The organism is Pasteurella bettyae CCUG 2042 (assembly GCF_000262245.1).
Classification (GTDB): Bacteria; Pseudomonadota; Gammaproteobacteria; order Enterobacterales; family Pasteurellaceae; genus Basfia; species Basfia bettyae.
The window spans coordinates 1-20,516 of the sequence record NZ_AJSX01000025.1 but is presented as its reverse complement, the minus strand read 5'-3'; the positions used below and the strand labels follow the sequence as shown (position 1 = coordinate 20,516).

Genomic DNA, 20,516 nt, shown 5'->3' with positions numbered 1-20,516 from the left:
CCCCATAAACAGGGGCTTCAGCCAATTTTTTCCCACCAAATTTTTTCTTTTTCCTTATGCAAATATTGTCACTACCCCACAATCCTCCTTTTGCTTATGCTGTTTTCAAAACTTTTGTCATGTGTGAATTAGTTGGTGGTGAATTTCAGCCCAATAGCGAAACTATCGCTTCAGCTTATTTTGGCTTAAATGAACTTCCGCCTATGGCAGAGGAAAAGAATACCCCTGCACAAGTTGAATTATGTTTCCAAGCACACCATAGTAATAAACCATGGATTACTCAATTCGATTAAAATAAATAAGGATATAGCATGTTACATTTAGTTTTAGAAGATCGACATATCATTGGTCAGCAAAAACGTCTTGGCGTACACTCGACTAAACATGAGCATTTGGCAGTAGTATTTGAAGATGATGGTGAAACAGGTTATTTTTATGCAATTAACATGCAAGAATCCCAACCAATAGTAGACAGTTTGTCGGTGTACAATGTAAGTGGGATTGAAAGTTTGCATGAGCCGCGCCAAGTGCAAATCTGTTGGAGTGAAGATGGCAATCAAGCCTTCTTTTTAGTTAATGGCTATCCTCATGCTGCCTTTGATTTTTTCCGTTTAGTGGGTTATAACCACAGTAAATATCCACTGCCTGAATTAGGCAGTATGTGGTCGCATGAAAATATCACTGATAAATTAGTCGAAGAATGGTTAACGCCTTAATTTGTTATTGATATAAAAGTGCGGTTGTATATTAAGAAATTTTTTAAAATCCTACCGCACTTTTCTTTAACTTAAAAATCAAAACGCCCTTCAACATTTCTATTGAAGGGCATTTTTATATTAAATTGCTATGTTGTTGCAATACGAGCTTTTGCCTCTGCAATGGCTTCAGCCACTCGTAATGGTGACACGCCGCCTTTGGCACTGCGTTTATCTAAACAAGATTGTAATGAAAGAATAGCATACACATCTTCATTCACCACGTTACTGAATTGACGGAATTCTTCAATACTTAAGTCTTCCAAGCCTTTATGTACTTTAATCGCATATACCACCGTTTCTCCCACAATATGATGAGAATCGCGGAATGGTACACCTTTTGCCACTAAGTAATCAGCAAGTTCTGTTGCATTGGAATAACCCTTTAAGGCGGCTTCACGAGTACGTTCAACATTTACGTGAATATCTTCAAGCACAAATGCTGCCATGGTTAAACAGTCGTGCCATGTATCTAAGGCATCAAAAATACCTTCTTTATCTTCTTGCATATCTTTGTTATAAGCAAGGGGCAAGCCTTTCACCGTGACCATCATGCCTGTCAATGCGCCGATAACCCGTCCTGCTTTACCACGAATTAACTCACAAGCATCAGGGTTTTTCTTTTGTGGCATTAATGAGGAACCCGAAGTCACACGATCGGATAATTCCACAAAATCTGCCTCACCACTATTGAAGATAATCATATCTTCGGCAAAACGAGATAAATGCACCATGCTTAGCGAGGCGATTGAGAGTAACTCAATGATATGATCACGATCTGATACACTATCTAAGCTATTACGAGTGGCAAAAGCAAACCCTAAATCTTGAGCTAATTGTTCACGATCCACAGGGTAAGCTGTTCCTGCTAACGCACCACTGCCCAATGGACAAGCGTTCATTCGATTATAAGCATCAGCTAAACGACTATAATCACGTTCTAACATTTCTACATAAGCCATACACCAATGAGCAAAACTAATCGGCTGTGCCCGTTGCAAATGGGTATAACCAGGCATGACTGCATGTTGATTATTTTCAGCGGTTTCTACTAATTTTGCTTGTAGCTCACGTACCGCATATTGCAATTCAGTCACTTGTGCTTTGCACCACATTTTAATGTCGAGTGCCACTTGGTCGTTACGTGAACGCCCAGTGTGTAATTTTTTACCTAAATCACCCACTTTATCAATAAGCTTACTTTCCACCCAACTGTGAATATCTTCTGCATCATCTTGCAAAATTGCTTGTGGATTTGAACGTACTTCTATCAACAATTCCTTAAGTGCGGTTTCTAATCGTTGTTGCTCATCTACAGTTAGCACACCTACACTAACTAAAGCTTTTGACCAGCCCACCGAACCTTCAATATCTTGTTCAGCTAAACGATAATCAAAGCGTAGAGAATCATTAAAATCTTTAAAACGTTGATCTGCCGCTTGTGTAAAACGTCCACCCCAAAGTGCCATATCTCTTCCTTTCTAGTTCATCTATTTTCATGCTAGGTTAAAACCTACCATCGTTATTCATCATGGATTGATACGTGTACCAATAATTTCACCAGCTAAAAGTGCGGTTAATTTTTCAGGATATTTTCCATTAGCAATATCCACACCATGATTTAAAATTCTAGCCGCATCACTTGCAGCATTCAGTTTTACAATCATACCATCTGTAATAACATTATCCTGAATAAATTGTTCAATTTGCGTTAAATTTAATTCAGGAATCAATTGATGATCACCATCAAGTACGCCATCGACATCAGATAACATAACTAAATCTGCATCAATCAAAGCAGCAATTGCTGTCGCTGCTTGATCTGCATTAACATTCATTAATGCCCCATTATCGTCCACAGCAATTGAACTAATAATGGGTAAAAAAGCTTCTGCTAATAAATTATTCAACAAATTTGGATTTTTGGGTACCACCATTGCAACATGACCCAATTCAGGATCAAACTGAGTCGCCTTGGTTAAATTAGCATCACAAAGCGATAATCCCACTGGATTTAATTTAAATTTTGCTGCCTGAGCAACTAATTTTTTATTTGCAATTCCAGCTAGCACTGCCACGATAATATCAATTTGATCGCTTGGCGTCACACGTAAACCATTTTTCTTTCGTACGGGCAAATGTAAACGCGTCATTAAATCATCCACCAAACAGCCACCACCATGAACAATCAATAATGGTCGCTCAAAATTTTGTTGATAATTCGCTAATACTGAAAACAAATTTTCCATCGCAGTAAGGCTATCAAATAGCACACCACCCAGTTTAATTACTAATGGTTTCATATTATCATTTATCCTAATATATCATTCTCGCTATAGCCAATATTGACAGATTTTTCGCAGCTGAGATTAAACTTTTGCTCAAGTCACGAATAGTTGAATATGATTAATATTGATTTTATGCAAGTTGTCTTTCAACTCATTTTTTCTAAAAATAAGGCATCACATTGGCTTGCATGATTTATCTCATATAATATTATTTTACTGTTAAATATGATTATTTATGCTATTATTTTGCATAATTATTTATAAATCAACTTATTTTTGGATAGTCTCTATGAAACAATTGCCTAAATTCATTGATATGTATTCACAACTCATTGCTATTCCTAGCATTAGTGCTCTTGAAGCAAAATTTGATCAATCAAATAAAATTCTCATTGAACTTTTAGCAGACTGGTTAGATACACTAGGGTTCAAAACCGAAATTCTGCCAGTGGAAAATAGTCGAGCCAAATATAACTTACTAGCAACTTATGGTGAGGGAGAAGGTGGTTTACTCTTGGCAGGTCATACAGATACAGTGCCTTGCAATGAAGAATTATGGAGCTGTAATCCATTTAAACTCACTGAACGAGAGGGTAAATTTTATGGTTTAGGGACCGCAGATATGAAAGGCTTCTTTGCCTTTGTGATTGATGCAATTCGTCATATAGATTTAACTAAACTCACTAAACCCTTACGTATTCTAGCCACCGCAGATGAAGAAACTACGATGTTAGGCACACGTATGTTTATTAAACATACGCATATTCGCCCTGATTGTGCTTTAATTGGTGAACCAACTTCATTACGTGCAGTACGTGCCCATAAAGGTCATATTGGTAAAGCAGTGCGTGTCATGGGGCGTAGTGGGCACTCAAGTGATCCTGCAAAAGGTATTAATGCCATCGAAATTATGCATGAAGCCACTGGCTATCTTATGAAAATGCGTGATGAACTGCGTCAAAAATACCATCATGCAGGTTTTGAAATTCCTTACCCCACCATGAATCTAGGCGCTATTCATGGTGGTGATGCGGTTAATCGCATTTGTGGCTGCTGCGAATTACATTTTGATATTCGTCCATTGCCTCATATGCGTTTAGAAGATCTTGATGAAATGCTACAAGAATGCCTTGCTCCATTATTTGAAAAATGGGGCGATCGCATATCTATTCAAGCCTTGCATGAACCGACTCCAGGTTATGAATGTGAACATTCCGCACAAGTCGTACAAGTCATCGAAAAATTATTAGGCGAAAAATGTGATATCGTCAACTATTGCACAGAAGCACCATTTATCCAAGAACTTTGCCCAACCCTAGTGTTAGGCCCAGGCTCAATTGAACAGGCTCATCAACCCGATGAATTTCTTTCCAGTGAATTTATCGAGCCTACTCGAGATTTATTGACTAAAATGATTAATCATTTTTGTTAAGTTACTTGATAAATGAGCGTGAGATCTTCTGCGCTGTTCTCATCTTACAACCATAAAAAGTGCGGTCAGATTTTGAAAAATTCTGTATAATACGCCCCTTATTTACCAACACATGAGTTACTATGGCATTAATTGAATACCATCCACCCACAAAACCTTGGCTTGATATTGTTTACCACGATAATCATATTTTAGTGGTCAATAAGCCCAGCGGTTTACTGTCCGTACCTGGTAATCAGCCACAGTATTACGACAGTGCAATGTCTCGTGTGAAAGATAAATACGGTTTCTGTGAACCTGCTCATCGCCTAGATATGGCAACCAGTGGCATTTTGTTATTTGCTATGAGTAAAACAGCGGATAGTGAATTAAAACGCCAATTTCGTGAACGTGAAACCAAAAAGTTTTATGAAGCGTTGGTATGGGGACATTTAGAGCAAAATCAAGGCAGCGTGAATCTTCCACTAATTTGTGACTGGGAAAACCGTCCTCGCCAAATGATCTGCTTTGAACGAGGCAAACGTGCAGTGACGCATTATGAAGTACTTGAACGCTTACCTAATAATTCAACTCGAGTCAAACTCACCCCTATTACAGGTCGTTCTCATCAGTTACGCTTGCATATGTTAGCACTTGGTCACCCAATTTTAGGAGATAAATTTTATTCTCATCCACAAGCCAGGGCCATGTCTCCTCGATTATGTTTACATGCAGAAAGCCTCACCATTAAACACCCGATTACAGGAGAACAAATGACCTTTATGCGCCCTGCTGATTTTTAACCTTCTAAAGTGCGGTTTAATTTTAGAAAATTTTAACCGCACTTTTACGCTTATTCAGTCATTTTCACTACCTTATCCGAGGTAAATGATAAAGAATTAGTGAGAATGCTGCTCTAAAATGATACAATTCGCCCTCAATATTTAAGAATGTAAGGAACGCTATGTCTCGTCAAAAGAAAAGCCGTAACGTGGTTGATGTTATGCCAACCCGTAAAACAGATAAAAAGCCTGAATCAATGATGGCTTTGACTCGTCCGAGTAAAAAATTAACGCGTTATGAATTAGATGCTAAAGCACGTGAAGATAAAAAAAAGAAGAAACATAAAGGTCTATCTTCAGGTTCTCGCCATAGTACTTCAACGCAAAATAATCACTCTCAACATTTAGAAAAACGTGACCCTCGTTTAGGTAGCCGTAAAAAGGTGCCTTTAATCGTTGAGTTTGTTAATAACCCTGAAAAAGGTCAAACTATTGAACCTATGAGTGTTCCACCAACAAAAGCAAAAACGAAAAAACTCGATCCAATGCTTGAGTTAGAACAATTAGAAAATAATGAATGTTTAAATCAATTATTAGATGAACTTGATGCAGGTAAGTCTATCAGTGCTGCTGATCAAAAATTTGTAGATGAATGCTTAGATCGTATTGCTGAATTAATGGATGAATTAGGCATTGAAGATGAAGAAGAAAACGAGGATGATTTGCTTCGTACCTTCGAAAAAATAGATATTAATCAATTTAAATAAGTATAACCTATGAGCTGGACTTACATTCTTTCTATTCTCGCCATCATCATTATTATGATCATGGTAGGTTACACTATTCATGTCCTACGTGAATTAAATAAACAAAAAAGATTATTTGCAAAAGCACGGCAAGATCGTATCAATCGTATTCAAGAAAGTATTATTATCATTGCTAAAGCGATGCAAACCAACGATTGTAATCACTCGGAAGGGGTTATTCGTTTAAAAATGTTACTAGACCCTTTAGGACAAAAAACGCTTTCAGCTTATCCAGCAATGGACCAACTCTATCATGTGGTCAAAGAGATGCCAACGCATGAAGCACGCCAAAATTTGAAAAAAAATGAACGCATGAAACTAGATCTAGAACGTGAAAGTGCTGAAGCTGAATTAGAAGAAAAAATAAAAACTGAGCTTATTCAGTTATTATCTGATATTGAAAATTATCAAAAACGAAAACAGTAACATATTGTTTTGTGGGGAAACATTTTATGTCTGAAATTATTTGGGATTTAGCATTGATTCAAAAATACAATCAATCAGGGCCCCGTTATACCTCTTATCCAACCGCTTTAGAATTTCATGAAAATTATACTCATGAAGATTTTAAAGCGGCAGCAGAACGTTATCCTGAACGTCCGCTTTCGCTCTATGTGCATATTCCATTTTGCCACAAACTTTGTTATTTCTGTGGCTGTAATAAAGTGATTACTCGCCACCAGCACAAAGCAGATATTTATCTTGATTATTTAGAACAAGAAATCAAAACTCGTGCTCCATTATTTATTAACCGTAATGTCACTCAGATTCACTGGGGAGGTGGTACGCCAACTTATTTATCTGAATCACAATCTTCACGTTTAATGGATATGCTAAAAACCCATTTTCATATTGATGCTAATGCCGAAATTAGTATTGAAATGGATCCTCGTGAAATTGAATTATCGATGTTGGAACATCTGCGAAAAATTGGATTTAACCGCATCAGTATGGGCGTGCAAGACTTCAATAAAGAGGTACAAAAAGCAGTTAACCGTGAACAAGATGAAGAATTTATTGGTGCGCTATTGGTAAAAGCAAGAGAACTCGGTTTTCAATCCACTAATCTTGATTTAATCTACGGTTTACCCTTACAAACTCCAGAAAGTTTCTTGTTTACGCTGAAAAAAGTCATTGATTTAAATCCAGACCGATTAAGTGTATTTAACTATGCTCACTTGCCAAGCCGTTTCCCTGGCCAAGCAAAAATTAAAGATCATATGTTGCCTCCACCAGAATCTAAATTACAAATTCTGCAAGAAACTATTTCGACTTTAGGCAATGCAGGTTATAAATTTATTGGTATGGATCACTTTGCCAAACCTGAAGATGAATTAGCCATTGCTCAACAAAATGGTGTATTGCATCGTAACTTCCAAGGCTATACCACCCAAGAAGATGATGATTTATTAGGTTTAGGTGTATCAGCAATCAGTCTATTAGGCGATACTTATGCACAAAACCAAAAGGAATTGAAAAAATATTATGCTGATGTCGATGCCACTGGACTGGCATTACATAAAGGCCTAGTGTTGAGCGAAGAAGACTGTTTACGTCGTGATGTTATCAAACAATTGATCTGTAATTTTAAACTTGACTGGACAACCATTGAAAAACAATATCATATTGATTTCCAATCCCATTTTGCTGAAGATTTAGAATTACTTAAACCTCTTGAAAAAGATGGGTTAGTCTCAATTAATGAAACAACTATCCAAGTCTCGCCTCGTGGACGCTTACTGATTCGAAATATTTGTATGTGTTTTGATAGCTATTCGAGACAACTTGCTAGACGTCAACAATTCTCTAGAATTATTTAGTCTTCTCTAAACTAAAGTGCGGTAGAAATTTTCAAAATTCTACCGCACTATTCTTGTTTACATGGTTTGCCGACTCAATCCGAATCAATAATATTCTTCAACTGTTGAAAAACCATTTCTGCTTTAATTGCTGCCATATTCTGTTGTTGAATATGATATTGATGTAAACCATAAGTGCCAACTAATAAAGGATCCGTTGCCCCATAAAGTGTGATATTCGGCTTATTTAATGCTGCCGTCAAATGAGCCAGCCCAGTATCTACGGATACCACAGCTTTCGCTTGGGCAATAAATTTTGCTAATTCGGTTAAAGATAATTTAGGCAAAATTTCACAATTTGATACCGCACTTTTAATCTGTTCAGCTCTTGCTCGCTCTGTTTCATTATTCCAAGGTAAATAAATACGCAAATTAGGATAATTTAACATCAACTTGTTTGCTAAATTAATCCATTCCTGCACGAGCCAATGTTTATCAGCCCTGGTTGTCGCATGAATAAAAATCACATAAGGTAGAGAAGAAGTACCAGCAAAACGCTGAGTAAGCCCATAATTAGCTTGGGTTTGTGGCAGCGTATAATTTAAACTTTTACCAAATAATTGACGAATACGTTCCACCGCATGTTGCTGATAGGGAATAATAAATTTTTGATCATAGAAAAATGATGCCACAGCTTCTCGTGCACAAGAAAAGTGATAACCGAACTTTTTCCCTTTTGCTAAACGTGTTACCAAAAAAGCACTTTTCAATAAGCCTTGCGCATCAATTACTGCATCATATTCTGTAGATTGCAATAAACGACGATAATCTTTCCATTGACATCGATTTTCACTGGAAAAAGGATGCTTACGCCAGCGACGAATCGCAACTGGAATCACATTTTTTACCGCTGGATGCCACTGCGGAATTTCAACAAAATTCTCCTCCACCACCCAATCAAATTGGATATCTGGATAAGCTTGTTGAGCATCAGTTAAGGCTGGTAAGGTATGTAATAAATCTCCCATGGAAGATGTTTTTACAATCAATACTTTCATTATCTGGTTAGAAGTTTTTAAGTTTATCTGAATAAAAAACTAAACAGAGTGCAATTACCATTAATAAAATCGCCCCTGCAAATAAAATAGTATTTACCGCACTTTCATGATCGACAATAATCAAACGCAACATAGCAGTAATTCCCGCATAAATAAAATATCGCAGTGGGAAATGATAGCCACTTTTAAAATATTGAGAAATCAGCGCCAAAAATCCGAAATATAAAAAGAACATCACAATTTGTTCTGCAAAGGCAGCAGGTACAACATTGCCAGAGGTAAAAATCATGATGCTGAGTCCATAAATCACTTTGAGTACTGCAACTAAATCAATCACTGCCAACATAATCACCGTTGTACTTAAAATGATGCGTAATATATTAGTCACCATCACTGGTAACTTAGTTTCCATAAAGTCTTGAGTATTCATAAAATTAATCAATAAAGTTAAAACCAAGTAAAAAGTATTGAATTTGGGTTATTCAAAGAAAACGGTTATTTATTTCAATAACCGTTGCTTTGTGAATAGTGCTGTATTTTGAACTAGTTAATGTATAAAGTACAATAATTCAGCCATCAGCTGATTGAAAAACATTCAATCCAATATTTATTTACACTAATGCTTAACTAAGAAGAGTGTTCAATTTTTCCATCACCATCTCAGGCGTGATATCAATTAGGCTCTGATGATAGCCTTCTGCACTATCCTCACCCTTACGGATTTTAATTAAACCGCCTTCAATTAAGCGAATAATCACCGCCTTATCTGATAATGGTGGCGTATATTGCGGGCTAGTTGGTCCATATAACGCCACCAGAGGGCGATTAACTGCAGCAGCAATATGCATTAATCCGCTATCATTGGTCACCATTGCCACACAATCGGCAATAATATCTACCGCTTGATTCAGTTCAGTTTGTCCAGCTAAATTAATGCAGTAACCACGTAAATTGTCAGGCAATGCATGACAAATTTGTTCACACACTTGCTCATCTTTTGCGGACCCCAATAAACGAATAGAATAGCCTTTTTCAATAAGTTGATGAGCTAAATTAGCGTAATGATAATGAGGCCAACGCTTTGCAGGACCAAATTCTGCACCAGGACAAAAGCCAATAGCAGGGCGGTGTTCAGCAAGTGCGGTTTGTTTTTCAAAAATTTTTAAAGTATCCGCCACCTGATCTGTATTCACCTGTAAATAAGGCGTTGGAATTGGTAAATTTTCTGCATTAGGCACCGCACTTTTTTCATAACCTAACGCCACATAACGCTGAACCATCATCGGATAATCTTGTTTATTTGTACGCAAATCATTTAACAACAAATAGCGACTTTCACCTTTCCAACCACGTCGTACCGCAATATTCGCAAACAGAGGAATAAAGGCTGATTTCAATGAATTCGGTAATACAATTGCCATATCATATTGATTACGCAAAGATTTTCCAATACGATAACGCTCCATTAAATTAAAGGCACCATGCCCAAGAGGCATGGTCAAGGCTTTACGCACTTCTGGCATTCGAGCGAGCAAGGGCTTACACCAGTTCGGCGCTAACACATCAATCTCACAATTGGGATACTGTTGTTTAAGTGTTTGATAAAGGCTGTGCGACATCATCATATCGCCGACCCACGAAGGTGCAATAATTAAAATATTCATACTTACCCAATTCCTAAAGTAAAAAGTGCGGTGAAAATTTTCATAATTTTACCCGCACTTTGTCTTCATTCAAACTGTTATATCTGGTTTATTTGCGATTTAACCAAGCCATATATTCTGCCACACCTTCAGCAACATTTTTAAATTTATAATCACAACCAGCTTGGCGGAGTTTGGTTAAATTTGCTTGTGTATATTCTTGGTAGCGAGATTTCAAATGTTCAGGAAATGGAATAGTTTCAATTTCCCCTTTACCATGATGTTTGATCACCGCTTCTGCCACTGCTTTAAAACTCTCTGCTTGACCTGTGCCAAGATTGAAAATACCAGATATTGCATTTTGCCATGCCCAAATATTCACTTTGGCGACATCTTCCACATAAACAAAATCACGAATAAAATGTTCACTCCCTGCAAATAATTTTGGGTTTTCACCTTTTAACATTTGATTATTTAAATGGAATGCCACACTTGCCATTGAGCCTTTGTGTTGCTCACGTGGGCCATAAACATTGAAGTATTTAAAACCACAAACAGGGGAATGCGCTTCAGGTAAAATAGCTCGCACATATTGATCAAATAAGAATTTTGAATAACCATAGGCATTTAATGGTCCTTCAAATTGGCGTTCTTCAATAAAATCTGTTTTATCGCCATAAGTTGCCGCAGATGAGGCATAAAAGAAAGGAATTTCACGCTCAAGGCAATAATGTAACAACTCTTTTGAATACTCATAATTATTGTGCATGAGATATTTGCCATCCCATTCCGTGGTTGCTGAACAAGCACCTTCATGGAAAATAGCATCAATCTCACCTAAATCATCACCAGCAATAATAGATGAAATAAAATCCTCTTTATCACAATAATCCGCAATATCTAAATCCACTAAATTAATAAATTTTGTGCCATCTTTTAAATTATCTACGACTAAAATATCTTTACGACCAATATCGTTTAATGCTTTAACGATATTGCTACCGATCATACCAGCGCCACCAGTTACGATAATCATAATCTTATCCCTCTTGTTTTATCAAATTATGTAATATTGTAATAGATTTTATGAGAATTGTGTACTCAAGCTATGGATATGTGTTCAGCCTCGCTTTAGTAGGAAGACAAGCTAGTCAAAATACCGACAGATTATCAACGGATAATATTTATCCCTAATTATTTGAAAAGGTTAATCAATTAAATTTTATAAAAATAGACCGCAGTTTTTTAGGCGGAAGATTTTAAACTCTTCTCCAAGGTATAATGTGCACCTTTTGCTAACATTCTCAATTGCAAAATGACTCGTTCAGTTAATAATTCTCGCTCTTTATTGCCCATATCCAAAGCATTGGCACCCGCAGTAAATACAATCGTTACCATACCTTCCGCTTGCACATAAGCGACATATTGAGAATAGTCATTAGTCATCATTAAATATTCTGCTAATTCATCTACGAAGTGCTTAATTTCACGAGCAGCGGCAGTACGAAAAGCTTGTGAAGTCCCTGAACTTTCACGTAACAATAAACGAAACACATTTGGACTATGGCTAATAAATTCGAAAAAGGTTTCTACCGATATAACAATGACGCTGCCACCTTTTTCAATACGCTTACGTGCCTGTCGCATTAACTGACGTAAAATTAATCCTGCCTCATCAACCATCGTCAAGCCTAATTCATCCATATCTTTAAAATGGCGATAAAATGATGTGGGTGCAATTCCAGCTTCTCTTGCCACTTCACGTAAACTTAAATTAGAGAAGCTTTTTTCAGCTGTCAATTGATTAAAAGCCGCATCAATTAAAGCTCGGCGGGTTCTCTCTTTTTGAATTGCACGCACACCAGCCATATTATTTACCTTCTTTTGACAAAATAGGTTCTACCGCTTTACCTACAGCCATCGCAACTCGTTCATAACGATTACGAAGTGGTGAACCTGGACGATAAACTAAAGCGATCGTACGTTTAGGTTCTGGCTCAATACAAGGAATATATTTAACACCATCACGATTACCTTCATTGAGAACGGCAAGCTCAGGCATTAATGTCATGCCCGCATTTGCGGCAATCATATTACGTAATGTTTCCAAACTGGTTGCTTGAAAATGAGAATTTTCACGAGCTCCGGCAGTAAAACAATAACCTAAAGCTTGATCTCGTAAGCAATGACCATCATCCAACATTAATACTTCATGACCTTTAAGTTCATTCATTTTAATTTGTTTTTGTTTTGCCCATGGATGAATATCCGAAACGGCTAATAACATACGTTCATGAAAAATAGGCACTTCAATAAAGGCTTCTGTTTCTTGTACGCTCGCTACAATCGCACAATCTAAACGCCCTGATTCTAATTGATCTAATAAACTTGAAGTTTGAGCTTCATATAAATAAAGATCTAATTCAGGGAAAGCCTCTTTAAAAATTGGCATGATATAAGGCAATAAATAAGGTCCTACTGTTGGAATCACGCCCATATGTAAAGGACCTGTCATGTCTTTACCTTGATTACTTGCCATTTCTTTTAATAATTTCACTTCACGCAAGACTTTTTTAGCTTGTTCGACTAAAATAAGACCTGACTGAGTAAATAAGACTTTACGACTTGTGCGTTCCAGTAATGTGATGCCAAGCTCATCTTCTAATTTGCGAATTTGTCCGCTTAAAGTTGGTTGACTAACATGACATGCATCTGCCGCACGTCGAAAGTGTTTATACTCAGCAAGGGCTGCTAAGTATTCTAAGTCACGAATATTCATTTGGCCTCGTCATAGAAAAAAACGATTAAAAGGATAGAATTAATTGATTGTAACTATACCATAATTTTATCTATAATCCATCCCGTTAATAAGTTAACTTTCTAATTTAATAGGAGAAAAAAATGGCTTTAGCAGATATGACTGGTAAACATGTACCAGAAGTAACTTTTCGTACTCGTCAAGGCGATGCATGGGTTGATGTAACAACAAGCGAACTATTTGATAACAAAACTGTAGTCGTATTCTCTCTTCCAGGAGCATTTACACCAACTTGTTCTTCTACTCACTTACCACGCTATAATGAGTTAGCTTGTGAGTTTAAAGCCTTAGGTGTTGACGATATTATTTGTGTATCTGTAAACGATACCTTCGTAATGAACGCATGGAAAGCTGACCAAGAAGCTGAAAACATCACTGTGATTCCAGATGGTAATGGCGACTTTACTCGTGGTATGGGTATGTTGGTTGGTAAAGAAGACTTAGGTTTCGGTAATCGTTCATGGCGTTATTCTATGCTTGTTAAAAATGGCGTAGTTGAAAAAATGTTTATTGAACCACAAGAGCCAGGCGATCCATTCAAAGTATCTGATGCAGATACCATGATCAAATACTTAAAACCTGATTGGACTGCAAAACCTTCTGTTTCTATCTTTACAAAACCTGGTTGTCCTTTCTGCGCTAAAGCAAAAGGTTTATTAAAAGTTAAAGGTTATACTTTTGAAGAAATCGTTTTAGGCAAAGATGCAAGTACTATTTCTGTTCGTGCAATCACAGGTAAAACTTCTGTTCCTCAAGTTTTCATCGGTGGTCAATACATCGGTGGTAGTGATGATTTAGAAGCATTTTTTTCTAAAAACTAATCGATAACAGATCATAAAAATTAAAACCGCACTTTAAAAGCTAAAGTGCGGTTTCTTTTTGGCAAATTTTTAGTAATGAGGCGGTGGTGTTTCTTCCGATTGTCTTGCCACATTAGAAGGTTGCATATCTTTCAACTTATTTGCCAAATGGCGTAATTGAAAATGCATTTTATCCATCATAAATTGCTGTTGTACAAGCGCTTCATTGAGTTCTTCTAATACCCCTTCTTGAAAAGTAATTTTCATTTCCAATTCTGCTATTCGTTGTTCTAATTTTGATGAGTTTTGCATAGTAATCCTAAATAAATGTTGTACAATAATAAAATTGGCTTTACCCTATTTTATACAAAACTTGGGGTTAAACCTATTTATTTAGTTATAAATTCATAAAACAAACAGCGTGGTTATCCACGCCAAAGGACATATTCAATGGTAAAATTTCAAAAAATTACGGCAATCGCATTATTAGTGAGTGCTGTATTAGCAACTTCAGCTTGTAAAGATGATAAAAAAGCAGAAACTCAAGCAGCTGCAGAGCCAGCTAAACAAACAGCTCAAGCTCCTCAAACAAATAATACTCAAGCAAAAGATCCATCTTATGCAATTGGCGTATTAATTGGTAATGATTTGAAAGGCCTAGTGGATGCACAAAAAGAAGTCTTCACTTATGATAACCAAAAAGTTTTAGCCGGTGTTGCAGATGCATTAAATGGCAAAATTGATTTAACGAATCAAGATGTTGTAGATACCTTAAAAGGAATGGATGAAAAATTAAAAAATGCTGCTCAAGCTAAAGCTGAAGCTCGAGCAAAACAAGCAAAAGCCGATAGTGAAAAATTTATTGCTGAATTCAAGAAAAAAGATGGTGTGAAAGAAACTAAATCAGGTCTTTTATATCGTATTGAAAAAGAAGGTGAAGGTAATCCTATTAAAGCTACTGACACTGTAAAAGTACATTACACAGGTAAACTAACTAATGGTACTGTTTTTGATAGTTCAGTAGAACGTAATCAACCAGCAGAATTTATGCTTAATCAAGTTATTCCAGGTTGGACAGAAGGTTTACAACTAATCAAAAAAGGCGGCAAAATTGAATTAGTGATTCCTGCTGAACTTGCTTATGGTGATCAAGAATTAGGTCAAATTCCAGCAAATTCAACACTACATTTTGATGTTGAAGTCTTAGATGTAATTGCAGAGAAAAAATAATAAAAAATACACCGCACTTTGATAAACAAAGTGCGGTACTCTTTTCGAGAATAATATGATGACAAATATCAAGCGAGCTTTTACTGACGAAGATCGTGCAATCCTAAATTCTTACCGAGCCATTATTGATGGGTTAAGTGCATTGATGGGAAGCCATTGTGAAATCGTATTACATTCTTTAGAAGATCCCGAACATTCTACTTTATATATTGTTAACGGGCATAACACCAATCGCCAAGCAGGTGCGACATTAACCGAAATAGATTTACAATCTCTACAAACTATGGAGCATGGCATTGAGTTAAAACCTTATTTTACTCGTCATAAAGGTAATAATGGTTTAATGAAGTCCGCCACGATGGCAATTCGTAACAGTAAACAACAAATCATTGGATTGTTATGCGTTAATCTAAATTTAGAAGTGCCTGTTTCGCAATTCATGCAAGCCTTTATTCCAACGCAAGAACATACTGTGGCTAACGCCAATAATTTTGCAAGTTCCGTAGAAGACCTAGTCTTGCAAACAGTAGAAAATACCATCGGGGAAATTACTGCCGATCGATTAGTGGCAAATAATAATAAAAATCGTCAAATTGTTATTACTCTTTTTGAAAAAGGAATCTTTGATATTAAAGATGCAATCAATCTTGTGGCAGAACGCTTAAATATCTCTCGTCATACTGTGTATCTTTATATCCGTCAAATCAAACAGGATGACCAACGCTAATGCGCTATGTATTATCAGTAAGACAGCCTATATATGGTTCACAAGGTGCTTATCTTGCCTATCAACTTGCCCAAGAATTACTTGCTCAAAGTCATCAAATTACGCAAATTTTCTTTTCTCAAGCAGGCGTATCAAATGGCAATGCCTTGGCCTATCCAGCAAACGATGAATTCAATTTAGTCAAAGCCTGGCAAAAGCTTTCACTAGAACATCATGTGCCTTTACATTTATGCGTTGCGGCCTCACAACGACGAGGAATCGTCGACAAACTTACTGCCTTTGATGGTAAAACAAGTAACCTTGCAGAAGGATTTGTTTTAGCAGGGCTTGGTGAATTTAGCAAAGCAGTACTTGAAGCAGATAGGGTCATTAGCTTATGAAACTCGCCTTTGTATTTAGACACAGCCCTCATGGTTCGACAATTAGTCGAGAAGGCTTAGATGCCTTATTAGCTGCCAGTGCATTTTGTGATGAAAATAAACTTGCTGTTTTCTTTATTGATGACGGAGTGTTAAATTTACTACCTCATCAACAGCCTGAAATCATTCTACAAAAAGATTTTATAAGTGGATTTAAATTACTGGATTTATATGATATAGAGCAGCGTTATATCTGTAGCGAATCATTAAATGATCTAGGACTCATAAATCAAGCACTAGTTATAAACTGCGAAAAAATAGACCGCACTTTATTTTTACAGAAACTTCAGAAATTTGAAAAAATCATTACTTTTTAATATGTTATATACATTTTCAGAATCACATTACAGTCAAACAGAATTAGAAAATTATTTTTCTCAAATCACCCCAAATGATGCCGTAGTACTTTGGCAAAGTGCGGTAATTCTTGCGGTAAAATATCCGCAATTACTATCTCAATATGCTCAACAAATCTATTTATTAGAAATAGATATTCAAGCTAGAGGATTAACAGAGATCATACAAACCACACTGCCTACCATCAAACAACTAACACTTTCTCAATTTGTTGCTTTAACAGAACAATATTATCCTCAATTGGCACTTTAACCAATTAACTTATCTTAATAAGCCAACTGACTATTCCTTGACATATCTTCTTTTCAAGTCTAAAATTCCGTGTCTGTTCTAGTATCAGGACAGATTTAACTAAACAATTCTATTATGAATCATATTTAACTGGAGCTTATTAAATGGCAACAATCAACCAACTAGTACGCAAACCGCGTGTGAAAAAGGTTGTAAAAAGCAACGTTCCTGCATTAGAGGCTTGCCCGCAGAAACGTGGTGTGTGTACTCGTGTGTACACTACAACTCCTAAAAAACCGAACTCAGCATTACGTAAAGTATGTCGTATTCGTTTAACAAACGGTTTTGAAGTAACTTCTTATATCGGCGGTGAAGGTCATAACCTTCAAGAACACAGTGTTGTGTTAATCCGTGGTGGTCGTGTTAAAGATTTACCAGGTGTGCGTTATCACACAGTACGCGGTGCATTAGACTGCGCAGGCGTTAAAGATCGTAAACAAGCACGTTCTAAATACGGCGTTAAACGTCCTAAAGCTTAATGGAACTCCGTTAAGTAAGGCCAAACGTCTAAATTAAATATTTAAACCATAAACTCCAGTCAACGGCGATAATTATCGCACTAGATGAGTTTTGGATATCCTGAATGATAAAAACGGAGAAATAGCAATGCCACGTCGTCGTAGTATTGAACCTCGCAAAATTCTTCCAGATCCGAAATTCGGTTCAGAATTACTTGCGAAATTTATTAATGTATTAATGGTAGATGGTAAAAAATCTATCGCAGAATCAATCGCATATGGTGCTTTAGAAACACTTGCTCAACGTACTAATAAAGAAGCGTTAGTTGCATTTGAAGAAGCATTAGAAAACGTACGTCCAACCGTAGAAGTTAAATCTCGTCGTGTTGGTGGTTCTACATATCAAGTACCAGTAGAAGTTCGTCCAGCACGTCGTAACGCATTAGGTATGCGTTGGATCGTTGAAGCTGCACGTAAACGTGGTGATAAATCAATGGCTTTACGTTTAGCTAATGAATTATCTGATGCATCAGAAAACAAAGGTGCAGCAGTGAAAAAACGTGAAGATGTTCACCGTATGGCAGAAGCAAACAAAGCGTTTGCTCACTACCGTTGGTAATTGCGTAGCAAAATATATTCAAGGCTTCATCTTTGGTGGAGCCTTACCCATATTTAAAAAATTAATATTAAACCCCAAACAAGGTAATAATAATGGCTCGTACAACCCCTATTGAAAGATATCGTAATATCGGTATCAGTGCGCATATTGACGCGGGTAAGACAACTACTACAGAGCGTATCTTGTTCTATACTGGTGTTAGCCACAAAATCGGTGAAGTTCACGATGGTGCTGCAACAATGGACTGGATGGAACAAGAACAAGAACGTGGTATTACTATCACATCTGCTGCGACTACAGCTTTCTGGGCTGGTATGTCTCAACAATTTGATCAACACCGTATCAACGTTATCGATACTCCGGGACACGTAGACTTCACTATCGAAGTAGAACGTTCTATGCGTGTTCTTGATGGTGCAGTAATGGTTTACTGTGCTGTAGGTGGTGTTCAACCACAATCAGAAACAGTTTGGCGTCAAGCTAACAAATATAAAGTTCCACGTATTGCGTTCGTAAATAAAATGGACCGTACTGGTGCAAACTTCTTACGTGTTGTTGAACAATTAAAAGCTCGCTTAGGCGCGAATGCAGTTCCTTTACAACTTCCAATCGGTTCAGAAGATAACTTCAAAGGTGTAGTTGATTTAATCAAAATGAAAGCTATCAACTGGAATGAAGAAGACCAAGGTATGACTTTCACTTATGAAGATGTTCCAGCAGATATGCTAGAAGCTTGTGAAGAATGGCGTAACAACCTGATTGAAGCAGCAGCTGAATCATCAGAAGAATTAATGGAAAAATACCTAGGTGGTGAAGAGCTAACAGAAGAAGAAATTAAAGGTGCATTACGTCAACGTGTATTAGCTACCGAGATTATTCTTGTAACTTGTGGTTCTGCATTCAAAAACAAAGGTGTTCAAGCTATGCTTGATGCAGTAATTGAATACTTACCATCTCCAGTAGATATCCCTGCAATCAAAGGTATTAATGAAGATGAAACTGAAGGTGAACGTCATGCAAGTGATGATGAACCATTTGCAGCATTAGCATTCAAAATTGCAACTGACCCATTCGTAGGTAACTTAACGTTCTTCCGTGTGTATTCAGGCGTTGTTGAATCAGGTGCAACAGTTTACAACTCAGTTAAACAAAAACGTGAACGTTTTGGTCGTATTGTACAAATGCACGCTAACAAACGTGAAGAAATCAAAGAAGTTCGTGCAGGTGATATTGCAGCAGCAATCGGCTTAAAAGATGTAGGTACTGGTGATACATTATGTGCATCAGATGCACCAATTATTCTTGAACGTATGGAATTCCCAGAGCCAGTTATCTCTGTTGCGGTAGAACCAAAAACTAAAGCTGACCAAGAAAAAATGGGCTTAGCATTAGGTCGTTTAGCGCAAGAAGACCCTTCATTCCGTGTTAAAACTGATGAAGAATCAGGTGAAACTATCATTTCTGGTATGGGTGAGTTACACTTAGATATCATCGTTGATCGTATGAAACGTGAATTTAAAGTGGAAGCAAACATTGGTAAACCACAAGTTTCTTACCGCGAAACTATTCGTACTCGTGTAAACGATGTAGAAGGTAAACATGCGAAACAATCTGGTGGTCGTGGTCAATATGGTCATGTAGTTATCGACCTATATCCATTAGATCCTGAAGGTCCGGGTTATGAATTCGTTAATGAAATCAAAGGTGGTGTAATTCCTGGTGAATACATTCCTGCGGTTGATAAAGGGATTCAAGAACAACTTAAATCTGGTCCTCTAGCTGGTTACCCAGTAGTTGATTTAGGTGTACGTTTACACTTCGGTTCATATCATGATGTGGACTCATCTGAGTTAGCATTTAAATTAGCGGCATCAATTGCCTTTAAAGCAGCGTTCGCTAAAGCAAACCCAGTATTACTTGAGCCAATCATGAAAGTTGAAGTAGAAACGCCTCCTGAATATGTAGGTGATGTAATTGGTGACTTAAGCCGTCGTCGTGCAATGGTAAATGGACAAGAAGCAACTGATTTTGCAGTAAAAATCAATGCTGAAGTTCCATTATCAGAAATGTTCGGTTATGCAACTGACCTTCGTTCACAAACTCAAGGTCGTGCATCATACTCAATGGAACCATTGAAATATGCAGAAGCTCCGAAAAATATTTCTGAAGCAATTATCGAAGCGCGTAAAAAATAATTTTTGTAAAACAACGTGCTATAAACCACATGTTTATAGCACTCTTTTAGGAAATATTAG

The 20,516-nt window shown here is 37.0% G+C and carries 24 protein-coding genes and 1 pseudogene; 16 read left to right on the top strand and 9 right to left on the bottom strand.

Annotated elements, in window-relative coordinates; translation table 11 throughout:
- Nucleotides 1-95 precede the first annotated feature (95 nt).
- Nucleotides 96-293, top strand: a pseudogene (locus tag HMPREF1052_RS11070) (DNA mismatch repair protein MutT); the annotation flags it as partial.
- A gap of 18 nt (nucleotides 294-311) precedes the next feature.
- The gene (locus HMPREF1052_RS04745; protein WP_005760216.1) at nucleotides 312-716 is read left to right on the top strand and encodes a DUF2251 domain-containing protein; all 405 of its coding nucleotides are present in this window, start codon (nucleotides 312-314) and stop codon (nucleotides 714-716) included.
- A gap of 128 nt (nucleotides 717-844) precedes the next feature.
- Here HMPREF1052_RS04745 and argH read toward each other — a convergent pair whose 3' ends face one another.
- Both argH and argB read right to left on the bottom strand, forming a co-directional pair.
- Nucleotides 845-2,224, bottom strand: a complete 1,380-nt coding sequence (argH, locus tag HMPREF1052_RS04740; protein ID WP_005760209.1) for an argininosuccinate lyase — start codon at nucleotides 2,222-2,224, stop codon at nucleotides 845-847.
- Between the two features lie 60 nt (nucleotides 2,225-2,284).
- Nucleotides 2,285-3,058 (bottom strand): acetylglutamate kinase, encoded by a 774-nt coding sequence (gene argB / locus HMPREF1052_RS04735; RefSeq protein WP_005760204.1) that lies wholly within the window; start codon nucleotides 3,056-3,058, stop codon nucleotides 2,285-2,287.
- Nucleotides 3,059-3,332: 274 nt separating this feature from the next.
- Here argB and argE point away from each other — a divergent pair, with 274 nt between their 5' ends.
- The 5 genes from argE to hemN all read left to right on the top strand — a co-directional run bounded on the left by argE (nucleotide 3,333) and on the right by hemN (nucleotide 7,862).
- Complete coding sequence (gene argE / locus HMPREF1052_RS04730; RefSeq protein ID WP_005760227.1) at nucleotides 3,333-4,475, top strand: acetylornithine deacetylase; 1,143 nt, start codon at nucleotides 3,333-3,335, stop codon at nucleotides 4,473-4,475.
- A gap of 122 nt (nucleotides 4,476-4,597) precedes the next feature.
- Nucleotides 4,598-5,257, top strand: a complete 660-nt coding sequence (gene rluA, locus HMPREF1052_RS04725; RefSeq protein WP_005760198.1) for a bifunctional tRNA pseudouridine(32) synthase/23S rRNA pseudouridine(746) synthase RluA — start codon at nucleotides 4,598-4,600, stop codon at nucleotides 5,255-5,257.
- Between the two features lie 161 nt (nucleotides 5,258-5,418).
- Nucleotides 5,419-6,003, top strand: coding sequence for a Der GTPase-activating protein YihI (yihI, locus tag HMPREF1052_RS04720; RefSeq protein WP_005760200.1), 585 nt, complete (start codon nucleotides 5,419-5,421; stop codon nucleotides 6,001-6,003).
- A gap of 9 nt (nucleotides 6,004-6,012) precedes the next feature.
- Complete coding sequence (locus tag HMPREF1052_RS04715) at nucleotides 6,013-6,468, top strand: DUF2489 domain-containing protein (RefSeq protein ID WP_005760230.1); 456 nt, start codon at nucleotides 6,013-6,015, stop codon at nucleotides 6,466-6,468.
- 26 nt (nucleotides 6,469-6,494) lie between these two features.
- Nucleotides 6,495-7,862: an oxygen-independent coproporphyrinogen III oxidase gene (gene hemN, locus HMPREF1052_RS04710; RefSeq protein WP_005760206.1), complete on the top strand. Its 1,368-nt coding sequence runs from the start codon at nucleotides 6,495-6,497 to the stop codon at nucleotides 7,860-7,862.
- Between the two features lie 74 nt (nucleotides 7,863-7,936).
- Here the strand turns inward: hemN and rfaC are convergent, their stop codons facing one another.
- From rfaC to oxyR, 6 genes are all read right to left on the bottom strand, one after another.
- Nucleotides 7,937-8,899 (bottom strand): lipopolysaccharide heptosyltransferase RfaC, encoded by a 963-nt coding sequence (rfaC, locus tag HMPREF1052_RS04705; protein ID WP_005760225.1) that lies wholly within the window; start codon nucleotides 8,897-8,899, stop codon nucleotides 7,937-7,939.
- Between the two features lie 7 nt (nucleotides 8,900-8,906).
- Nucleotides 8,907-9,329: a phosphate-starvation-inducible protein PsiE gene (psiE, locus tag HMPREF1052_RS04700; protein ID WP_005760235.1), complete on the bottom strand. Its 423-nt coding sequence runs from the start codon at nucleotides 9,327-9,329 to the stop codon at nucleotides 8,907-8,909.
- Nucleotides 9,330-9,522: 193 nt separating this feature from the next.
- Nucleotides 9,523-10,563 (bottom strand): lipopolysaccharide heptosyltransferase II, encoded by a 1,041-nt coding sequence (waaF, locus tag HMPREF1052_RS04695; protein WP_005760241.1) that lies wholly within the window; start codon nucleotides 10,561-10,563, stop codon nucleotides 9,523-9,525.
- 88 nt (nucleotides 10,564-10,651) lie between these two features.
- Complete coding sequence (gene rfaD / locus HMPREF1052_RS04690) at nucleotides 10,652-11,578, bottom strand: ADP-glyceromanno-heptose 6-epimerase (protein ID WP_005760219.1); 927 nt, start codon at nucleotides 11,576-11,578, stop codon at nucleotides 10,652-10,654.
- Between the two features lie 209 nt (nucleotides 11,579-11,787).
- The gene (gene fabR, locus HMPREF1052_RS04685; protein ID WP_005760232.1) at nucleotides 11,788-12,411 is read right to left on the bottom strand and encodes an HTH-type transcriptional repressor FabR; all 624 of its coding nucleotides are present in this window, start codon (nucleotides 12,409-12,411) and stop codon (nucleotides 11,788-11,790) included.
- A 1-nt stretch (nucleotide 12,412) separates the two neighbouring features.
- Nucleotides 12,413-13,321 carry a DNA-binding transcriptional regulator OxyR gene (gene oxyR / locus HMPREF1052_RS04680; RefSeq protein WP_005760223.1) on the bottom strand — a complete coding sequence of 303 codons (909 nt, stop codon included), beginning with the start codon at nucleotides 13,319-13,321 and terminating at the stop codon, nucleotides 12,413-12,415.
- 122 nt (nucleotides 13,322-13,443) lie between these two features.
- Between oxyR and HMPREF1052_RS04675 the strand changes: the two genes are divergently transcribed.
- Entirely contained in the window at nucleotides 13,444-14,181 is a 738-nt protein-coding gene (locus tag HMPREF1052_RS04675) for a glutathione peroxidase (protein WP_005760217.1), read from the top strand.
- Nucleotides 14,182-14,250: 69 nt separating this feature from the next.
- Here the strand turns inward: HMPREF1052_RS04675 and HMPREF1052_RS04670 are convergent, their stop codons facing one another.
- Nucleotides 14,251-14,472, bottom strand: a complete 222-nt coding sequence (locus tag HMPREF1052_RS04670; protein WP_005760237.1) for a SlyX family protein — start codon at nucleotides 14,470-14,472, stop codon at nucleotides 14,251-14,253.
- 138 nt (nucleotides 14,473-14,610) lie between these two features.
- Between HMPREF1052_RS04670 and fkpA the strand changes: the two genes are divergently transcribed.
- The 8 genes from fkpA to fusA all read left to right on the top strand — a co-directional run bounded on the left by fkpA (nucleotide 14,611) and on the right by fusA (nucleotide 20,456).
- Complete coding sequence (gene fkpA, locus HMPREF1052_RS04665; protein WP_005760213.1) at nucleotides 14,611-15,390, top strand: FKBP-type peptidyl-prolyl cis-trans isomerase; 780 nt, start codon at nucleotides 14,611-14,613, stop codon at nucleotides 15,388-15,390.
- 58 nt (nucleotides 15,391-15,448) lie between these two features.
- Nucleotides 15,449-16,117, top strand: coding sequence for a helix-turn-helix transcriptional regulator (locus HMPREF1052_RS04660; protein ID WP_370446575.1), 669 nt, complete (start codon nucleotides 15,449-15,451; stop codon nucleotides 16,115-16,117).
- Nucleotides 16,117-16,497, top strand: a complete 381-nt coding sequence (tusD, locus tag HMPREF1052_RS04655; protein WP_005760202.1) for a sulfurtransferase complex subunit TusD — start codon at nucleotides 16,117-16,119, stop codon at nucleotides 16,495-16,497. Before HMPREF1052_RS04660 ends, tusD begins: the two co-directional genes overlap by 1 nt.
- On the top strand, nucleotides 16,494-16,853 hold the full coding sequence (tusC, locus tag HMPREF1052_RS04650) for a sulfurtransferase complex subunit TusC (protein ID WP_005760239.1): 360 nt from the start codon (nucleotides 16,494-16,496) through the stop codon (nucleotides 16,851-16,853). The genes tusD and tusC overlap by 4 nt, the downstream gene beginning before the upstream one ends.
- A 1-nt stretch (nucleotide 16,854) precedes the next feature.
- Nucleotides 16,855-17,145 carry a sulfurtransferase complex subunit TusB gene (gene tusB / locus HMPREF1052_RS04645; RefSeq protein WP_005760203.1) on the top strand — a complete coding sequence of 97 codons (291 nt, stop codon included), beginning with the start codon at nucleotides 16,855-16,857 and terminating at the stop codon, nucleotides 17,143-17,145.
- Nucleotides 17,146-17,288: 143 nt separating this feature from the next.
- Nucleotides 17,289-17,663, top strand: a complete 375-nt coding sequence (rpsL, locus tag HMPREF1052_RS04640; RefSeq protein WP_005760221.1) for a 30S ribosomal protein S12 — start codon at nucleotides 17,289-17,291, stop codon at nucleotides 17,661-17,663.
- A 127-nt stretch (nucleotides 17,664-17,790) separates the two neighbouring features.
- Nucleotides 17,791-18,261: a 30S ribosomal protein S7 gene (gene rpsG / locus HMPREF1052_RS04635; protein ID WP_005760211.1), complete on the top strand. Its 471-nt coding sequence runs from the start codon at nucleotides 17,791-17,793 to the stop codon at nucleotides 18,259-18,261.
- A 92-nt stretch (nucleotides 18,262-18,353) separates the two neighbouring features.
- Entirely contained in the window at nucleotides 18,354-20,456 is a 2,103-nt protein-coding gene (fusA, locus tag HMPREF1052_RS04630) for an elongation factor G (RefSeq protein WP_005760207.1), read from the top strand.
- Nucleotides 20,457-20,516 lie beyond the last annotated feature (60 nt).